This is a genomic window from Komagataeibacter xylinus, assembly GCF_031081985.1.
In the GTDB taxonomy this organism is placed as follows: Bacteria; Pseudomonadota; Alphaproteobacteria; order Acetobacterales; family Acetobacteraceae; genus Komagataeibacter; species Komagataeibacter xylinus_E.
The window spans coordinates 42,008-58,934 of sequence record NZ_JARWSK010000009.1 but is presented as its reverse complement, the minus strand read 5'-3'; the positions used below and the strand labels follow the sequence as shown (position 1 = coordinate 58,934).

Below are 16,927 nucleotides of genomic sequence, written 5' to 3'. Positions count from 1 at the left end.
GCCAATAACAGGGGGCTTTTTTATCCTTTTCGCATGCGAACGATGTCAAGAGACGGCTTTGAGCAATCGGTAGCGGTCCGCTTCAGGGTCGGGCTGCCCGGTCTGTGAGCCAGGCCGTCCGCATCTTTTCACGCCTGCGGCCTGTGGGCGCGCGTCTGGGCATGGGCGTGGCGGTGGGCCTGCTGCTGGCTGGCTGCGCGCCCCGGCCCGGCCATGTAACCCAGCCCAACATGTGGCATCTGGTGCCGGTCAACCGCACGCCGCCGCCTGAACTATCGGGCCGCGCAAGCGCCCCTGCCTCCAGCACACAGGCCGCACGCCCATGACCCGCACACTTCGCAGCACCTGGCGCATGGCCCTGATGGCGGCCCTCATGACGCCCGTCCTGTGCGCGGCACCTGCCGGGGCCACGGGGCGCAAGAGCGCCTCACCCTATGACTACCGCATCAAGTCGGTCATCTATAACCCGCGTGATACGGTGGAAATCGACGGCGTGGTAGGGATTGCGACCGACATCACCCTCGCCCCCGATGAACATTACATCACCCACGCCTTTGGCGAGGAAGGCGGCTGGTCCTTCGCCTGCCGCGAGAACCATTGCTTCATCCGCCCCAAGGCGCAGGAAAGCGACACCAACCTGGCCATCGTGACCGACCGCCGCACCTACCATATCCTGCTGCATTACGTGGGCGGCCAGCAGGAAAAGGGGGCGGATGGCGTCACGCGCACCGTCTTCGCCCCCACGCCGTGGGCGCTGGCGCAGGCCACGGTGGAGCTGACCTATGTCTACCCCGATGAGGACGGCGGCAAAAAGGCTGCCGCAGCACAGGCCCGCCACATCGAGGCCGCACTGGCCGACCCCTATGGCGACGGGCCGCACAATACCGCCTATCGCCGCTCGGATGGCACGCAGGACCGGGCCATCGCCCCGCTGAACGTGTGGGATGACTACCGCTTCACCTATTTCCGCTTTCCTGAAAACGGGGTGCTGCCCACGCTGTATGTCATGAACGAAAGCGGGCAGGAAACGGTGGTCAATGCCGTGGTGCTGGGGCGCGACCACAATATCCTCGCCGCCCAGATGACCGCCCGACAATGGCGCATCCGCTACGGCAGCCTCGTGATTGGCGTGGTCAATGACGGGTTCAACCCCTCGCTGGGCAGCACGCCGGGCGGCACCATCTCGCCCATGGTGCGCCGGGTCGTGCGTGACGGGGCATCATGAAGCGCGTGGCCGCGACCTGCGTGCTGGCACTGTGCGCGGCGGGGGCCAGCAGCCCCGCCCGCGCGCAGGATGCGGCCCGGCTTACCCTCAGATGCCCCGGCAGCACCGTCATGGTCGATGGGCAGGGACAGGCCTCGTGCCCGCCTGCCGCGCCAGCCCCTGCCCCCGTGGCAACCCCCGCAACCGTGGTGGACAGCGTGGAAGACGCCGCCATGAAGCGCAGGCTCGGCCATGACTTCACCTTCGCCACCCCCGTGGCCGATACCCCGGCGGCCACACCTGCTGCGGCCACGGCGGCCACCAAAAGCGACAACCCGCTCCTGACCCGCCTGCAGCCCGAGAGCACGCCTACCACCCATGCCAGCCTGATGCACGGCCAGAACCTGATCGTGGGCAAGGGCACGCTGATCCCGTGCGGCACGATCAACGAGATCAACACCACCCTGCCCGGACTGGTCACCTGCCGGGTCAGCCATGATGTCTATTCCATCAACGGCAAGGTGCGCCTGATCGACAAGGGGGCGGTGGCGGAAGGCGAGGTGACATCCGCCCTGCAATATGGCCAGAAGCGTATTTTCGTGAACTGGCTGCGCCTGCGCAACCCCGAGGGCGTGACCATCGACCTGCTCAGCCCCGGCACCACGCCGCTTGGCGGCAGCGGGGTAAAGGGCAAGGTCAACACGCATTTCTGGGCGCGCTTTGGCGATGCGATCATGGTGTCGATCATCACCAATGTGGGGCAGATGATGGTGCAGGCCATCACCAACCTCGCCTCCAAACCGGGCACAACCAGCATCACCACCAGCAGCGACAACACCAATTCAGTCGTAAGCGAGGTGGAAAAGGTCATCCTGGCCCAGACCAGCAACGTGCCACCCAGCCTGTATGTGCAGCAGGGCAACATGGTGCAGATCTATGTGGCGCGCGACCTTGACTTCAGCAGCGTCTATACGCTGGCCGAGCAGTAGCCATGCACGCTGGCGGTGAACCATGCCCCTGCCCCGCGTGTTGTCTGCGCATGGCCCACCCGGCCCCCAACACGACACGAAAGGCAGGCCCATGCCGCGCTCAATGAATGATGATGACCGCCCCGGTGATGATGGCGGAAACAAGCACGCAGCCGCCCGCCATCTGGCCGAGGCGGGCCTGCGCGCCGAACGCGCGGGCGATCAGGCCCGTGCCGATGAACTGTTTGATGAAGCCGAACGCACCGACCCCGAGGCGCTGGCCACCGTGCTGGCGGAAAACCCCGCCCCCCGCCGCCGTGTGTCGGGCCAGGGGTTTGGCGATGATGCCGGTGTTGCCCGCATGAGCCGCACGATGGAACCCGGCGCGGATGCCCCCTCACGCGCGGGCATTACCGATGAGGGTAGCGGCGCGGATTCGGAGCGCCGCTGAAAGGCCGCCCCTGCGTGGGTGGAAAGGCAGGGTGCGGGCGTTGCGATACGCCGTGCAAAGCGGGTGGAAATACCCCCGCCATGCGTTACCCTGCCCTTGCGGCGCGCCCTTCAGCCGGGGCGCAGGCAGGCTTTCAGAACAGCTTTTAAGGAGAAGCCAGACACATGTATATCGCCATGAACCGTTTCCGTATCCCGCCCGAGAACGAGGCCGAATTCCGTGAGCGCTGGCTGGGCCGCGAGGTGCACCTGCGCACCGTGCCCGGCTTTGTCAGCTTCCAGTTCCTCAAGGGCCCCGCGCACGAGGACTACATCCTCTACGCCTCCCATACCGTATGGGACTCCTATGAAGCCTTTGTAGGCTGGACCCAGTCGGAGCAGTTTCGCGCAGCCCACGCGCATGCAGGCAACCGCAAGCCGCTCATGGCAGGGCCGCCGGTGTTTGAAGGCTTTGAAGTGCTGCAGGATATCCAGAACTGAAAACCGTCTTTTTTTTAAAACTTCGACCTATATTTTCACGATCGCCTTTCATGCGGCGTCACTTGGCCCCTGCAGGGGCCGGATTGTCCTGTCGTGATCCATCATCATCAGAGGGAGGCTTCCATGCCGCCAGTCATCCATCCGTTCAATCCTGGCCGACGGGCCATGCTTGCCGGAGGGCTGGCCACGGAAGGACTATGGAGCATCGGCCGACGCGCCCGGGCCGCCAGCCCTGATGGCCTGCCCCAGCCGCCCAGCGTGGTGTCGAACCCGCCGCGGCAATGGGGTGCTGATGCGCCTGTCACACCCCTGCCCGACCCCGATATTCTGGTGCTCGACCCCAGCTTTGGCAATCTGGCCTATGCCAATGCCAGCCTGAAACTGACATGGCGCGGCGGCGGCTGGCTGGAAGGCCCGGCCTGGTGCAGCGAGGGGCGCTTCCTGCTGCTGAGCGATACAATCCGCGCCGTGCAGTACCGCTATCTGTGGGAGAACGGGGCTGTCTCCATCTTCCGCAGCCCGTCCTATCACAGCAATGGCAACATCTTTGACAATGAAGGCCGCCTGGTCAGTTGCGAGCACGGCCTGCGCCGCGTAGTGCGCTGGGAGCATGACGGCTCGTGCCGCGTGCTGGCCGACCGCTACAATAACGCCCCGCTCAACTCGCCCAACGACCTTGCCGTGCACCCTGATGGCAGCATCTGGTTTACCGATCCCGGCTATGGCGACACGATCGTGGAAGGCCACCCCGATGCGCCGGGCAACCCGGCCAACCGCGCGGGCGTGGAACGCTGGAACCTTGATGGCGAGGTCATGACCGAGTTTGGCGGCAGCAGGCGGCAGGAGGACCATGTCTTCCGCATCGACCCGACCACGGGCGAGGTCAAGGCCGTGCTGACCGAAAAGCAGCTGCCCGACCCCAACGGCATTGCGTTCTCGCCCGATGGCAAGATCGTCTATGTCATTTCCGACGGGCCGGGACCGGGGCAGAACGGACAGGGCGGCGACGGGCGCATCCATGCCGCTGACGTGGCAGGCGGCGAAGTGCGCAACCTCCACCCGTTTGCCGACATGATGCTGAACGGGCACGCGATGATTCCCGATGGCATGCGCACCGACATTTTCGGCAACCTGTGGTGCGGGGCCAACGGGCCGCTGGGGCTGTGCGGCGTGGTGGTGTACAACCCCCACGGCCACATGATCGGCCGCATCCGCCTGCCGCGCGGGGTGTCGAACCTGACCTTCGGCGGCCCCAAGCGCGATGTGGTGTTCATGTGCGCGGGCGATACGCTGTTCACGCTACAGGTCAACACGCAGGGCGCAGCACCTTCGTAAATGAGACAGGTTTATCCCTGCGTGTGCGGGGAACACTCTTTGTGGAACCCATTGATTCCACATCCTTATTTTACTGTTAAAGAAACTACCAACCAAAGCGTCCTTTTCACCTCCCCCTTTTCATGCCCACGGGAAAGGATCATCGTCAGGGTTCGCGCCACAGCGCAGGCAGGCATCATCCGGGTGCGGCTTTTTTCAACAGGCTTCGAGGAAAGCCGCCTTTTTGAAAAAAGGCGGCACCCGGAAATGTTTATCCTGTCAGGCCCCGCCTACGCCCTTGCCCACCATGTCGAGCGGGCGGACGAGGCGGTCGAAAGTTGCGCCATCGACAAAGCCGGAGGCCAATGCGGCCTCGCGCAGGCTGATGTCGTGTTCCATGGCCTGATGGGCGATGGCCGAGGCCCGGTCGTAGCCGATTTCGGGGCTGAGGGCCGTGACCAGCATGACCGAGCCCGCCACGTAAGACTCAATGCGCTTGCGGTTGAGTGTGGCGCCTGCCACCGAAAACACACGGAAGTTGTGGCAGCCATCGGCCAGGATGCGGATGGCATGCAGCACATTGGCCACGATCACCGGGCGCATCACGTTCAGGTCAAGCTGGCCCTGGCTGCCCGCAAACGCCACCGTGGCGTCATTGCCAAGCACCTGCGTGCAGATCATCACCATCGCCTCGCACTGGGTCGGGTTGACCTTTCCGGGCATGATGGAGGAGCCGGGTTCGTTTTCCGGCAGGTGTAGCTCACCCAACCCGCAGCGCGGGCCGGAGCCGAGCAGGCGCATGTCATTGGCAATCTTGAGCAGGGTTACCGCAACCCCGCGCAGCCCCGCCGAGGCCCGGACCATGGCATCCAGCCCGCCAAGGGCCGCGAATTTGTTGGGTGCGGTCACAAAGGGCTTGCCCGTCAGCGCGGCAATGCGCCCCGCAATGGCCCGGCTGAAGCCCGGCGGGGCGTTCAGCCCGGTGCCCACCGCCGTGCCGCCCGCCGCAAGCTGCAACAGGCCGGGGCGCGCGGCCTCGACCGCCTCCAAAGCATCTTCCAGCTGCTGCGCCCAGCCCGACCATTCCTGCCCCACCGTAAGCGGCACGGCATCCTGCAGATGGGTGCGGCCTATCTTGACCACCTGCATCCATTCCTCCGCCTTGCTGCGCAGGCATTCGATCAGTTCACGCACGCGCGGCAGCAGGCGGCTGTCGATTTCAAGCAATGTCGCCACATGCATGGCTGTGGGGAACGAGTCATTGCTCGACTGGCCCATGTTCACGTCATCATTGGGGTGAACCGGGCTTTTGGAGCCAATGGTGCCTCCAAGAAGCTGGATGGCGCGGTTGGCGATCACCTCGTTCACGTTCATGTTCGTCTGCGTGCCCGAGCCGGTCTGCCAGACAAAAAGCGGGAATTCGGAATCCAGCCTGCCCGCAATCACCTCATCGGCCACGCGACTGATGGCGTCGGCCTTCCATTGTGGCATGCGCCCGTCAGCGGCATTCACCTGGGCCGCCGCTTTTTTCACGATGCCATAGGCATGGCATACCTCGATGGGCATATGGTCGCGCCCGATCGAGAAATGCACGAGGCTGCGCTGGGTCTGGGCACCCCAGTAATGGCTGGCGGGCACGTCAATCTCGCCCATCGAGTCCTTCTCGCGCCGCGTGCCGGTGGCGTCGAGCCCGATGGGGCAGTCAGTCAATGTCGGGGGTGTGGGTTCGGTCATGGTGGCGTTCCTTCCCTTATGGTTGCAGGGAATATGGGCACACCACCCGCCTTTCGCGCCCCTGCCCGCCATCACAAGCGGGTGCGCGGCACTTCATAAAAAAATGCCGCCTTTTTGAAAAAAGGCGGCACCCAGAAACGTGTACTGTTTTTTGAACGGCGTTTTTAGAAATCAGCTTCCAGCGTGAAGTGGAAGGCACGCGGCATGCCGGCATAGGCGGCGCTGCCACTGTTGAGCGACGTGGCCGTGGCATCCTTGGTCGTGACACCCGCACTCGACACCGTGCCATTATAGACCGAGGACCAGTAGCGCTCATTGGCCACATTGGTCACGCCAAAGCGGGCCATCCACGGATGCTTGGCCGCACGGAACGGATAACGCACGCCCAGATCCAGCGTAACGTAGGAGCCGGCATAGGTCGTGTTTTCAATATCGGCAGCCCTGCGGCCGGTGTAATGTACGTTGGCATTGACCGCCAGGCCATTGAGCGCGAAGCCACGCGGGAACGGAATGCGGTAGTCCATCAGCGCATTGGCCTGCAGCGGGGCCACACCCACAACTTCCTTGTTGTTGAGGGCGGCAAAGGCTGCATGCGTCACCTCCGCATCGATCCACGTCATGCCACCGATAACCGACAGGCGCGGCGTGATGTGACCCATGGCCTGGAACTCAACGCCATAATTGCGCTGCGTGCCGAAATTGCCATACAGCGTGTTGCTGCCTTCATAGAAAGCATAGCTGCGCGTGGCGCGGAAACCCGCCACGTTGAACTGCATCTGGCGCCACTGCATCTTGTAGCCCACCTCATATTCCTCGCTATGCACGGGGGATGTGAGACCATTGGCATTGAGCGCATCGGCCGGGGCGGTCGTGCCCGCCTGCAGCGAACGGCCATAGGTGAAATAGGCGGTCTGGTTGTCGGTCGGCTTGTAGACCAGGCTGGCCATGGGGCTGAAGGCCGCATTGGCACGGCTGTTGGTGGTGGCACCCTTGGCCAGATGGGTAGTGGTGACGGTATAGCCGTTTTCGATGCTCGTGGTGTTCTTGGCCGCCGTGGTGGTGCTCGTGGCGTCCTGATCCAGCCAGCTCCAAGCCAGCGTGCCCATGACCGACCAGTGCTTGTTGAAGTGCACCGTGTCACCCAGGATCATCGACTGGTAGCGCACGTACTGCGATTCATACTTGCCGCTGTAATAGGGCTGCGGGCCATTGGCCGCAACCGTGGGGTTATTCAGCGTGCCCGCCTTGATATCGGTATAGCTCTGCCCACTCAGCGGGTTGTAGCCGCCTTCCATGTAGCCATTGGTGCCAATGACCAGATCATGCCTGATAAAGCCGGTGCGCACATGGCCGTTGACATAGGCCATATTACTGCCGACCTTGAAGTCATTGACCGTGGTGGCAGCCGAGAGAGACTGGGTGTAGCCACCGGAATTGTTGATCAGCGAGTCCGCTGATTCAAACACCTGCCGCCCGGAATCCTGGTACAGCCCGCCGATGACGAAGCTCCAGTTATCGTTGATGCGATGCTTGAGCTTGGCGAGGAAGACGTTGTTCTCGGAATTGTAGCCCGAATAGTCCTGCCCCATATGGGGCTTGCTCAGGTCAGGGGCCGAAGGCAGGCTGTAGCCCTTGAGGTTGACGCCCGCAGGCATGCCGCGCTCATCAAAAGTGTAATGGCTGGCATCGAGTTCCAGCACGGTATCGCGGTCGAAATGGATATCGAAATCGGCGCTGACCATGTTACGGCGCACCCAGCTATCCTGCACATAGGACGTGCCATCGCCATGCAGCAGGTTGATGCGGTAGCCAAACCAGCCATGCTTGCCCGCGCGGCCCGATGCATCGACGTTTTCCATCAGCGTGCCAACGGAATCCACACCCACCACAAGGCGGTTGATGCGCTCGTCGGTCGGGCGCTTGAGGCCGTATTCAAACGTGCCCGCCGGGTTCTGGGGTCCATACATGGCGCCTGCTAGGCCGTTGAGCACCTGCACGTTGTCGAACTGCTCGGCAGCATATGGCGTGACCGTAAAGGCGTTCAGCCCGTCGATGCGGCTGTTGGAGATCACATCCGCCTCGAACCCGCGCGACTGCGGGCGGCTGGTGCCGGGGTCGGCGCGCGTTTCAAGCTGCACCGAGGGGATGTACTGCATCAGGTCGTTGATGTTGCGCGCCTGCTGGTTGACGATCACGTCATGCGGCACGGTCATGATCGACATGGGCGTATCAAGCGTGCGGCGCGTGCCCAGCGGGCCGAGATTGGCCATCTTCTTGTTATAGTTGGCCGCAGCGCCCGCCACCATGCGATGGTGGCCGATCACGGTCATTTCCTCCGCATTGGCGGAGCCTACAGCGTCATCTGCAGCGGGGGTGCTTTTGGCGGTGGACAGGGCTTTTTTGCCCTTGTCCGCATCCGTGCCGGTGCCCTGTGCGTAAGCGGAGGGGATGAGCAATGCGCCAAGACTGGCCGAAAGCATCCACGCCATACCTGCGGTCATTCTGGCCATGCTGATTCCATTTCGTTAGCCATTTTGAACATGCATGGCCGTATATAACCCACCTGCCGCAGCGTCTATATCAGCATAAATATATTAATCACGTAATCGTCATATACTGCATGACTGTGTCCTTATAGATACAGATGTCTATATATGACTGTATATAGATGCACCTACTTTACCAACCACCCCTGATGACCCGGCTTTTGCAGCCAGCATAAACCGATGCAGCACAACTATATGGAATCGATAATAAAAAACACATGCCGCCTGCGGCGTTTCCAGATGTATACGCCGTAATACTGTGCGCAGGCGGAAACAGGCGCCGTCATTGCCGGATTCCATGCCTTTGGGGTGCGCAACGTGGACCATGCCCAGCCGGGCCGGACGCCATCAGTAGAAAGTTTCTGGCGACGCTTTTTTCAAACAGGTTCCCTAAACCCGCGCCAGCAGCAGCATGGCCCCGAACCCCATGAACACCAGCCCGGTCACGATGCCAAACACCCGCCGCACCACCGGCGTGCGCAGCCAGGCCGACAGCATGCGCCCGCCGCCCGCGTAAACCAGGTACCAGAACGCCTCGACAAGCACGAAGGTGGTGACGAGCAGGACATATTGCGGCATGTGCGGGGCTGCCGGGTTGACGAACTGCGGCAGGAAGGCTGCGGCAAACAGCAGCAGCTTGGGGTTGCTGATACCGGTCAGGAATCCATCACGGAACAGTTCACGCCACGGCGCGGCTGTTTGCGGGTCCGCCGCCTGCGCATCCTCGCCTTCCGTGTCGCGCGCCATCCACACGCGCACGCCCAGAAACACCAGATAGGCTGCTCCCACCACGCGCAGCCCCGCAAACAGCCGGGGCGAGGCCGCCAGCACGCCCGCCATGCCCGCAAGGGAGGCGCACACCACCAGCACGATGGCCAGCATGCACCCCGCCATGACCCCCGTGCTGCGCAGCAGGCCGTGCCGCACGCTGATGGACATGACATGCATCATGTTCGGCCCCGGCATGGCCGAGAGCAGGAAGGCGGTGGCGGCGAACAGCAGCCATGTATGAAAGCTCACCCGTTTCACCCCGATCATGCCGTGCGCATGACGTAACAATGCAGCCTTCGCTTGACGGATGGCAAGCCCGTGCTGTAGACGAATGTTATATTATAACACTTTGGGCGTTCCCATGCCATTCCCCTCAGCCACCCGTCACGCCCTGCAGGACCACAACACGACAATGCCCCACCCTGCCCCCAAGGCGGCAACGCCCCTGCCGCTGACATGGATGGCCCGCGCAGGCTGGCAGCGCCTGGTGTGCATGGCACTGCCCTGTGGCCTGTTATGGGGGCTGGTGGCCTGGGCCGTGGCCCAGCCATGAGCCATGGCGCCATCGGGCTGGATGATGCGGGTGTCGTACTCAACGGCACGCCGGTGTGGCAGCATGTAACCGGCAGCTTCGCGCCCGGCAGCATGACCGCCATCGCAGGGGCCAATGGCGCGGGCAAGTCCACCCTGCTGCGCGCCATACTGGGCGAAGTACCGCTGAGCGCGGGCAGGATCACCCTCGGGGGGTTGCGCGCGCAGGATTTTGGCTACCTGCCGCAGGCCCGCATCATTGACCGCGCCTTTCCCATCAGCGTAACCGACATGGTGCTCGGTGGCGCATGGCGCCAGACCGGGGCTTTTGGCGCGGCCAGCCGGGCCGTGCGCCAGCGCGCGGCCGATGCGCTGTGCCGCGTGGGGCTGGAAAAACAGGCCGGGCGCATGATCGATGCGCTCTCGGCAGGGCAGTTCCAGCGCCTGCTGTTCGCGCGCCTGCTCATGACCGATGCCACCGTCATCATGCTCGATGAACCGTTCACCGCACTTGATGCCCCCACCACGCAGGACCTGCTGGCACTGGTGCGCGAATGGCACGCGCAGGGCCGCACCATCATTGCCGTGCTGCATGACATGCACCAGATCCGCACCTGCTTTCCGCATGTGGTGCTGCTCTCGGGCGGGCAGGCCATCTGGGGCGAGACCGCGCGCATCCTTACGCCGGGCACGCTGCAACGTGCGTATGACACGCCTCAGGCCACCCCGTGGGCAGGCGGCCCGGCATGAGCATGCTTGTCGGGTTATGGGAGCCGTTCGCCACCTTTGGCTTCATGCGTCGCGCGCTGGTCGCCTCCATCACGCTGGGCATGGGGGCGGGGCCGGTGGGCGTACTGCTGCAACTGCGCCGCATGAGCCTGATTGGCGATGCGATGAGCCACGCCATCCTGCCCGGTGCCGCCATAGGCTTTCTGGCGGCGGGCGGGCTGTCGCTTACGGCCATGGGGCTGGGGGGCATCGCGGCGGGGCTGGGGGTGGCGCTGCTGGCGGGGCTGGTGAGCCGCCGCACGCATCTGGCGGAAGATGCGAGCTTTGCCAGTTTCTACCTCACATCACTGGCGCTGGGCGTGCTGATCGTCTCGGCGCGGGGATCGAACATCGACCTGCTGCACGTGCTGTTCGGCACCATTCTCGCCATTGACGGGCCTGCCCTGTACCTGATGGCGGGCATCACCACGCTCAGCCTGTTCCTGCTGTCCTTCATCTGGCGGCCGCTGGTCATGGAATGCGTGGACCCCGGCTTCATGCGCATGACCGGCAGCCGGGGCGCGCTGTACCACATGGTGTTCCTGTTCCTTGTGGTCATCAACCTCGTGGCCGGGTTTGAAGCCCTGGGCACGCTCATGTCGGTGGGCATGATGATGGTGCCCGCCGCCACCGCGCGGCTGTGGACGCGCCGCCTTGTGCCGATGATGGCGCTCTCGGCCACGGTGGGCATGCTGGCGGGCTATACGGGGCTGCTCGTGTCCTACCATTTCAGGCTGGCGGCGGGGCCGTGCATCATCCTCACCTGTTCGGCAGCTTACCTGTTCTCCCTTCTTGCCTCCCCCGCCGGCATCCGCGCGGGGGGTGGTTCATCCCCCTTCCGGAGTCACTGACATGCGCCGCCTCACCTGCCTTCTGGGCTTCTGCGGTTTCCTGTCCATCCAGCCTGCCCATGCAGCCCCCGCGCCGCATGTGGTGCATGCCGTTGCCAGCTTTACCGTGCTGGCCGATGTGGTGTCGCATGTGGGCGGCGCGCATGTCGCGGTCACATCACTGGTGCCACCCGATGGCGACCCGCATGAATTCGAACCCGCCCCCGATGATGCCCGCGCCCTGCGGCAGGCCGATGTCGTATTCATGAGTGGCGAGGGGCTGGAAAGCTGGTTTGCCCGCCTTGCCCATGCGGCGGGCTATCAGGGCAGGCCCGTCATCGTCTCGGACGGGATCGACATCCACACCGAACACGATGGCCAGCAGGTGGAAACCGACCCGCATGTGTGGAACAGCGTGCCCAACGTGATTGTATGGACCAACAACATCCGCGATGCGCTGATCGCCGCCGACCCGGCGGATGCCGATGACTTCCGTGCCTCGGCGGCGGCCTATACCGCGCAGTTGCAGGCCCTTGACCATGACATCCGCACCGCGATCGACACCATCCCGCCCGCGCGGCGGCGCGTGCTGACAAGCCATGATGCCTTTGGCTATTTTGGCCGCGCCTATGGCGTGACCTTCATGGCGCCGCAGGGCCTTTCCACCGAGACCGAAGCCTCCGCCGCCGATGTAGGCAGGCTGATCGCGCAGATCCGCGAAAGCGGCATGACCACCTATTTCCTTGAAAACGCGACCGACCCGCGCCTTGTGCAGCAGGTCGCCCGCGCCACCGGGGCACAGCCCGGCGGCGAGCTTTATGCCGAGGCCCTCTCCACCGCGGGCGGCCCCGCGCCTGACTACATCAGCATGATGCGCCACAATACCGAGCTGATGGTCAGGGCGATGCGTCCGCACTGACCATGTCGGTCGCACCCACGGCAAAGGGGGTGAGGTCAATGGCATTTTCATGCATGCCCACCACTGACTGCCGGTGCGTGATCGACACCACCGTCATGCCCGGGCAGGCCTCGGCCAGCAGGGCATAAAGGGCGGCCTCGGACGCGGCATCGAGGTTCGAGGTCGATTCATCGAGAAAGACCCAGCCCGGCCGCGCCAGCACGATGCGCGCGAAGGCCAGGCGCTGGAGTTCGCCAGGCGAGAGGATCTGCCCCCACGGCTCCTCGTTTTCAAGGCGCGGCACCAGCGCGCCAAGGCCCACCTGCTGCAGCGCCTGCGCCACCTGCGTTGCGGCATAGGCCGTGCTGTCCGCCGGATAGGCCACGGCCCGGCGCAGCGTGCCAGTGGGCATGTAGGGGCGCTGGGGCACGAACATCATCGGCACGTCAGGGCGCGTGATCGTGCCTTTGGCAAACGGCCAGATACCCGCCAGCACCCGGAACAGCGTGGACTTGCCGGTGCCCGAGGGGCCGGTCACCACCGTCATCTGCCCATGCGGCAGCGTAAGGTTCACATCCCTGAGCAGGGCCGTGCCATCGGGGCGGAACACGTCCAGCCCGCTGACCTGCATGGCCGCCCCGGCGGGGGCTGCAATGAGGCTGACCTCGCTCTTCATGGCCTGCGCGCGGTCCATCACGCGCTGGAAGGTGGCCAGACGCGCCACCTCCGCATGCCATGTGGTCAGCGCGGCATAGGAATTGGACAGCCAGCCCAATGCCCCCTGCACGCGCGAGAACGCCATGACCAACTGCATGAGCGTGCCGAAGCTCATCTTGCCCGCGAAATAGCGGATCGAGCCGATCAGCAGCGCAAAGTTGCCCGACACCACATCCAGCCCCGTGGTGAGCAGGCCCAGCCATTTGGTGCGGCGCATGATGGAAAGGAAATTGCCGTAAACAGAGGCGAAGGAGCGGTCGAGCCCAGCCTGTTCCTCCGCCTCGCCCCGATAGAGCGCGATGCCTTCAGCATTGTTGCGCACATGGACGAGGCTGTAGCGGAAATCGGCCTCGGCGCGCTGCTGGAAGAACTGCAGCCCCGCCAGTTTATGACCGGCAAGATGCGTAACCCACGTCGCCACCACGGAATAGATGAGTGCGGCCCAGAAGAAATAGCCCGGTATGGACATGCCCCATATTTCCAGCGGGCCGGACAGCACCCACAAAAGCCCGACATAGCTGAACAGCGTCACGATATTGGACAGCAGGTTGATGAACTGCGTCAGCGTATCGGTCACAAAGCTGTTCAGGTCCTCCTGTATGCGCTGGTCGGGGTTGTCGGCCCCGGCCTCAATGCCCGACGTGGTGATGGCGATGCGGAAATAGGTCTGGTTTTCCATCCACTGCCGCGTCATGCGCGCGGTCAGCCACCGCCGCCAGCGCAGGCCGAGCATCTGCTGCAGGTAGGTGGCATAGACGCTGAACAGGATGGCCGGAATGGTGATGATGAAGAAGCCGGGCACGTACCCGCTCTCATTATGCACATACCAGAACAGCCCGCGCAGGAAGGTAGTGGCGTCACGCTGCTGCAGCGCGGTGTAATACACATTGCGCGAGAATGACTGGAGCAGGTCCATCCCCACGATGGAGAAGGTCAGCACCAGAACGGCCACGAGCAGGCCCCAGGCCCATTTCTTGTCCTCCGACACGAAATAGGGGCGGGTCAGGTACCAGACATCTTTCAGGAGAAGGCGCAAATGCTGCATGTTGATCCCGTGCAGTGGGGTGAAAGGCAGGAACCCACAGCATTCCCACGAAGTGGGGGCGGACTCAATCATGATTGCGCCACACGCCCGTTTTGCGCGCAAAAAGCCGGGGACATTAAGCATTATCACAACTTATTGACCACATGCGCCATTTGCGCGCGCCCGGCACCCGGCAGCCAATACCGGCTGACAACAGGGGTTTATGGCGCATAAAGCGCATGACAAGAGCGCTATATATCGAAAAGACGAATGCCTGACATATCCGCCGCAGGGGTGCGGCGCGCGCCCATCGTGTTATGCCTGACACATAGATTCACAATTGAGTGGGCCGTGATCGGCCTGCCAGATGAACATGCAAGGAATAATGAATATGGTGTCGTTCGGTCGCGTCCTGTCCGCCAGTGCCTTCGCAACCGTGCTGGCCGCAGCACCGCTTGCGGCCCATGCCGCTGAAGTCTCGCCGCCCACGGGCGCAGGCGTTGCCAACCAGGTCGAGCAGATCAAGCCGGGTTCGCTCTCGGCTGATACGGTGTATTCCGCCGTTGCCTCCGCCAAGCCTGCTGATCTTGGCGGCATCATGAACTACTGCATCCAGTCCAACTACCTGACCGCGTCTGAAGCCTGGCCGGTGCTCGCCGCCTTCAACAAGAAGACCAACGACGTGCCGTCCAACCAGAAGGGCAACATGTCCTACGCCGATGGCTCGACCGGGCTGCTGAAGGTGGGCGGCAAGGCCCCCATCTCGCTCGAGGATGCTTCAGCCGACATCCGCAAGCAGGCCTGCGCCAAGGTGGAAGCCCGCGCGAAGTCCATGCTCTGATTACGGCGGCCTAACGCCCCGTTTTACAGACCCCGCCAGTTAAACTGGCGGGGTTTTTTATTTTAAAGAAGTTTTTGGTGAAGATTTTTTCAAAAAGCTTCGTAAGGAACGCCACCTTTTTGAAAAAAGGCGACACCCAAAAACTTTTGTTCCGTATCTTCCTTACTGCACCCACACGCGTGAAAAGGCCATGTGGTACAGGCTGGTTACAAAATAATGGCCCAGCCGGGGCGAGACGAGATCGACATACCGCGTGCTGATCATGGGGGCGGCGGGGGCGAGGCGGGTGATGCGGTCATCCACCTGCCCCCAGAGCGCCAGGGCCGCCTCCGGGTCGGGTTCGCTGCGGATGCGCGCCACGAGCGCCTGCACCACCGGGTCGCACAGGCCGGACATGTTGATGGAACTGTCGGAACCGGGATGGAAGTTCTCGCAGCCAAACAACGTGTCAAGAAAGTTGGAGGGCGAGGCGTAATCCGCATACCACCCCAGCAGGCTGATCTGCACATGATTGACGGTATTGGCCGCGTAATTGCCCTCCATGGCGGGCGAGAGCGGATGCAGGCGCGCGTGGTAGCCGATCGCCTCGAGCATGTCGCGCAGATAGGTGCCCATGCTCACATACATGGCGGTGGCAGGCACGATCAGGGTCACGTCCATGCCCTCCGTGCCGCTTTCATGCACAAGCTGGCGGGCGCGTTGCAGGTCCGGGTGCGCCCAGGGCGTTGCCGGGTGGTCGGGGTCGGCGCCGCGCGTCCAGGCACACGCGCCATCACCGGGCAGCAGGCCGGGCGGCACCATGCGGCAAAGCGGGGTGGCAATGCCCGACCCGCCATACAGGATGGTCATGGCGCGGCGGTCGAGCGCGTAGTTGACCGCCTCACGCGCCTTGAGCTGGTCAAAGGGCGGGATGTTGACGTTCATCGGCAGGAAGATCAGGCCATAGAGCGGTGATACATGCACCTGCGCCGTGTAGCGGCTGCCGATCTCGCCCAGCCGGTCAAGCGGCTTGAGCCCCGCCATCCAGTCATACTGCCCGCGCTCGACGGCGGTGACCGCATCTTCTTCCGACAGGCCGAAATCATAAACGATGCGGTCCACATACCCGTCGGGCTGGGCCGCCTCGCTCCATTCATGAAAATAGGGGTTACGCTCCAGCACCAGCCCGCGCTCGGGGTCGGAGGACACGATATGATATGGCCCCGTGCCGGGTGCGGCCACATTGCCCAGATCATGCGCGGGCGTGGAAGCGGGCAGGATGGAGGCATGGCCAAAAGCCAGCTTTTGCGGAAATTCGGAATCCGGCCCGGTCAGGTTGATGGTGATGCGGCGGGTGGCGAGGTCGGTTTCCACCCCGCCCTGCAGCGTGCAGTGCGCACTATCGCGCAGGCAGGCATCCGCCCCTACTATGGCGCCGTAAAACGAGCCCGCCGTGGGCGTGCCCACCTTGAAGATGCGCCGCAGCGAGGCTGCCACATCCTCCACCGTAACCGGCGTGCCATCTGAAAAACGGATGCCTTCACGCAGGGTGAATACCCATGTGCGCCCGCCATCACGCGGCGCGGGCATGGCCTCGGCCAGGTCAGGCACCACCTGGTTGCCTGCTGGCCCTTCAAGCTTGGGGTAGGTGAGCAGCCCGTCATACATGACCGTGGCAAGCTGCATGTACTGGCTGGTGTAGCTGATCTGCGGGTCAAGCGTGCCGGAAGCACTCGCCGCCGTCAGCCGCAGGGTGCCACCCCGATGGGGACTGCCCTGCGTGCCTTGTGCAAAGCCCGTGGCAGGCAGCGCGTGCAGGCCGCCGAGCATGAGCACGACAATGCCCAGCCGATGACACAATGCCCGCATGCG

At 63.6% G+C, this 16,927-nt stretch carries 16 protein-coding genes; 11 read left to right on the top strand and 5 right to left on the bottom strand.

What is annotated here, in order from left to right; genetic code table 11:
• Positions 1-104 precede the first annotated feature (104 nt).
• The 6 genes from QEG70_RS15150 to QEG70_RS15125 all read left to right on the top strand — a co-directional run bounded on the left by QEG70_RS15150 (position 105) and on the right by QEG70_RS15125 (position 4,437).
• Entirely contained in the window at positions 105-326 is a 222-nt protein-coding gene (locus QEG70_RS15150) for a hypothetical protein (protein ID WP_308721373.1), read from the top strand.
• Positions 323-1,225, top strand: a complete 903-nt coding sequence (locus QEG70_RS15145; RefSeq protein WP_308721372.1) for a TrbG/VirB9 family P-type conjugative transfer protein — start codon at positions 323-325, stop codon at positions 1,223-1,225. Before QEG70_RS15150 ends, QEG70_RS15145 begins: the two co-directional genes overlap by 4 nt.
• Positions 1,222-2,193: a TrbI/VirB10 family protein gene (locus QEG70_RS15140; RefSeq protein WP_308721371.1), complete on the top strand. Its 972-nt coding sequence runs from the start codon at positions 1,222-1,224 to the stop codon at positions 2,191-2,193. The genes QEG70_RS15145 and QEG70_RS15140 overlap by 4 nt, the downstream gene beginning before the upstream one ends.
• A gap of 91 nt (positions 2,194-2,284) precedes the next feature.
• Positions 2,285-2,623 carry a hypothetical protein gene (locus QEG70_RS15135; protein ID WP_308721370.1) on the top strand — a complete coding sequence of 113 codons (339 nt, stop codon included), beginning with the start codon at positions 2,285-2,287 and terminating at the stop codon, positions 2,621-2,623.
• Positions 2,624-2,787: 164 nt separating this feature from the next.
• Positions 2,788-3,102, top strand: a complete 315-nt coding sequence (gene hmuQ, locus QEG70_RS15130) for a heme-degrading protein HmuQ (RefSeq protein WP_308721369.1) — start codon at positions 2,788-2,790, stop codon at positions 3,100-3,102.
• Positions 3,103-3,225: 123 nt separating this feature from the next.
• The gene (locus tag QEG70_RS15125; protein WP_308721368.1) at positions 3,226-4,437 is read left to right on the top strand and encodes an SMP-30/gluconolactonase/LRE family protein; all 1,212 of its coding nucleotides are present in this window, start codon (positions 3,226-3,228) and stop codon (positions 4,435-4,437) included.
• A gap of 258 nt (positions 4,438-4,695) precedes the next feature.
• Here the strand turns inward: QEG70_RS15125 and fumC are convergent, their stop codons facing one another.
• The 3 genes from fumC to QEG70_RS15110 form a co-directional block, all read right to left on the bottom strand.
• Positions 4,696-6,150 (bottom strand): class II fumarate hydratase, encoded by a 1,455-nt coding sequence (gene fumC, locus QEG70_RS15120; protein ID WP_308721367.1) that lies wholly within the window; start codon positions 6,148-6,150, stop codon positions 4,696-4,698.
• Positions 6,151-6,314: 164 nt separating this feature from the next.
• Positions 6,315-8,660, bottom strand: coding sequence for a TonB-dependent receptor (locus QEG70_RS15115; protein WP_308721366.1), 2,346 nt, complete (start codon positions 8,658-8,660; stop codon positions 6,315-6,317).
• A 426-nt stretch (positions 8,661-9,086) separates the two neighbouring features.
• Entirely contained in the window at positions 9,087-9,716 is a 630-nt protein-coding gene (locus QEG70_RS15110) for a LysE family translocator (protein ID WP_308721486.1), read from the bottom strand.
• Between the two features lie 112 nt (positions 9,717-9,828).
• Here QEG70_RS15110 and QEG70_RS15105 point away from each other — a divergent pair, with 112 nt between their 5' ends.
• The 4 genes from QEG70_RS15105 to QEG70_RS15090 are packed head-to-tail and all read left to right on the top strand — an operon-like array spanning position 9,829 to position 12,515.
• On the top strand, positions 9,829-10,020 hold the full coding sequence (locus QEG70_RS15105; RefSeq protein WP_308721365.1) for a hypothetical protein: 192 nt from the start codon (positions 9,829-9,831) through the stop codon (positions 10,018-10,020).
• A complete protein-coding gene (locus tag QEG70_RS15100) occupies positions 10,017-10,748 on the top strand; it encodes a metal ABC transporter ATP-binding protein (RefSeq protein WP_374762615.1) in 732 nt (243 codons plus the stop codon). Before QEG70_RS15105 ends, QEG70_RS15100 begins: the two co-directional genes overlap by 4 nt.
• The gene (locus QEG70_RS15095; RefSeq protein ID WP_308721363.1) at positions 10,745-11,617 is read left to right on the top strand and encodes a metal ABC transporter permease; all 873 of its coding nucleotides are present in this window, start codon (positions 10,745-10,747) and stop codon (positions 11,615-11,617) included. The genes QEG70_RS15100 and QEG70_RS15095 overlap by 4 nt, the downstream gene beginning before the upstream one ends.
• A 1-nt stretch (position 11,618) precedes the next feature.
• Entirely contained in the window at positions 11,619-12,515 is an 897-nt protein-coding gene (locus QEG70_RS15090) for a metal ABC transporter solute-binding protein, Zn/Mn family (protein WP_308721362.1), read from the top strand.
• Here QEG70_RS15090 and QEG70_RS15085 read toward each other — a convergent pair.
• Positions 12,493-14,256, bottom strand: a complete 1,764-nt coding sequence (locus QEG70_RS15085; protein ID WP_308721485.1) for an ABC transporter ATP-binding protein/permease — start codon at positions 14,254-14,256, stop codon at positions 12,493-12,495. The genes QEG70_RS15090 and QEG70_RS15085 overlap by 23 nt on opposite strands.
• Before the next feature lie 370 nt (positions 14,257-14,626).
• Here QEG70_RS15085 and QEG70_RS15080 point away from each other — a divergent pair, with 370 nt between their 5' ends.
• On the top strand, positions 14,627-15,076 hold the full coding sequence (locus tag QEG70_RS15080) for a DUF2501 domain-containing protein (protein WP_308721361.1): 450 nt from the start codon (positions 14,627-14,629) through the stop codon (positions 15,074-15,076).
• A gap of 162 nt (positions 15,077-15,238) precedes the next feature.
• On the opposite strand, the gene QEG70_RS15075 is transcribed toward QEG70_RS15080, so the two are convergent.
• The gene (locus QEG70_RS15075) at positions 15,239-16,924 is read right to left on the bottom strand and encodes an ABC transporter substrate-binding protein (protein WP_308721360.1); all 1,686 of its coding nucleotides are present in this window, start codon (positions 16,922-16,924) and stop codon (positions 15,239-15,241) included.
• Positions 16,925-16,927: the final 3 nt, after the last annotated feature.

Excerpts from the sequence above, each read along its gene's own strand:
- QEG70_RS15075 (WP_308721360.1), bottom strand. The coding sequence starts at position 16,924 with ATGCGGGCATTGTGTCATCGGCTGGGCATTGTCGTGCTCATGCTCGGC.
- QEG70_RS15115 (WP_308721366.1), bottom strand. The coding sequence starts at position 8,660 with ATGGCCAGAATGACCGCAGGTATGGCGTGGATGCTTTCGGCCAGTCTT.
- QEG70_RS15090 (WP_308721362.1), top strand. The coding sequence starts at position 11,619 with ATGCGCCGCCTCACCTGCCTTCTGGGCTTCTGCGGTTTCCTGTCCATC.
- QEG70_RS15080 (WP_308721361.1), top strand. The coding sequence starts at position 14,627 with ATGGTGTCGTTCGGTCGCGTCCTGTCCGCCAGTGCCTTCGCAACCGTG.
- fumC (WP_308721367.1), bottom strand. The coding sequence starts at position 6,150 with ATGACCGAACCCACACCCCCGACATTGACTGACTGCCCCATCGGGCTC.
- QEG70_RS15135 (WP_308721370.1), top strand. The coding sequence starts at position 2,285 with ATGCCGCGCTCAATGAATGATGATGACCGCCCCGGTGATGATGGCGGA.
- QEG70_RS15145 (WP_308721372.1), top strand. The coding sequence starts at position 323 with ATGACCCGCACACTTCGCAGCACCTGGCGCATGGCCCTGATGGCGGCC.
- QEG70_RS15085 (WP_308721485.1), bottom strand. The coding sequence starts at position 14,256 with ATGCAGCATTTGCGCCTTCTCCTGAAAGATGTCTGGTACCTGACCCGC.
- QEG70_RS15125 (WP_308721368.1), top strand. The coding sequence starts at position 3,226 with ATGCCGCCAGTCATCCATCCGTTCAATCCTGGCCGACGGGCCATGCTT.
- QEG70_RS15095 (WP_308721363.1), top strand. The coding sequence starts at position 10,745 with ATGAGCATGCTTGTCGGGTTATGGGAGCCGTTCGCCACCTTTGGCTTC.
- QEG70_RS15140 (WP_308721371.1), top strand. The coding sequence starts at position 1,222 with ATGAAGCGCGTGGCCGCGACCTGCGTGCTGGCACTGTGCGCGGCGGGG.
- QEG70_RS15105 (WP_308721365.1), top strand. The coding sequence starts at position 9,829 with ATGCCATTCCCCTCAGCCACCCGTCACGCCCTGCAGGACCACAACACG.
- QEG70_RS15100 (WP_374762615.1), top strand. The coding sequence starts at position 10,017 with ATGAGCCATGGCGCCATCGGGCTGGATGATGCGGGTGTCGTACTCAAC.
- hmuQ (WP_308721369.1), top strand. The coding sequence starts at position 2,788 with ATGTATATCGCCATGAACCGTTTCCGTATCCCGCCCGAGAACGAGGCC.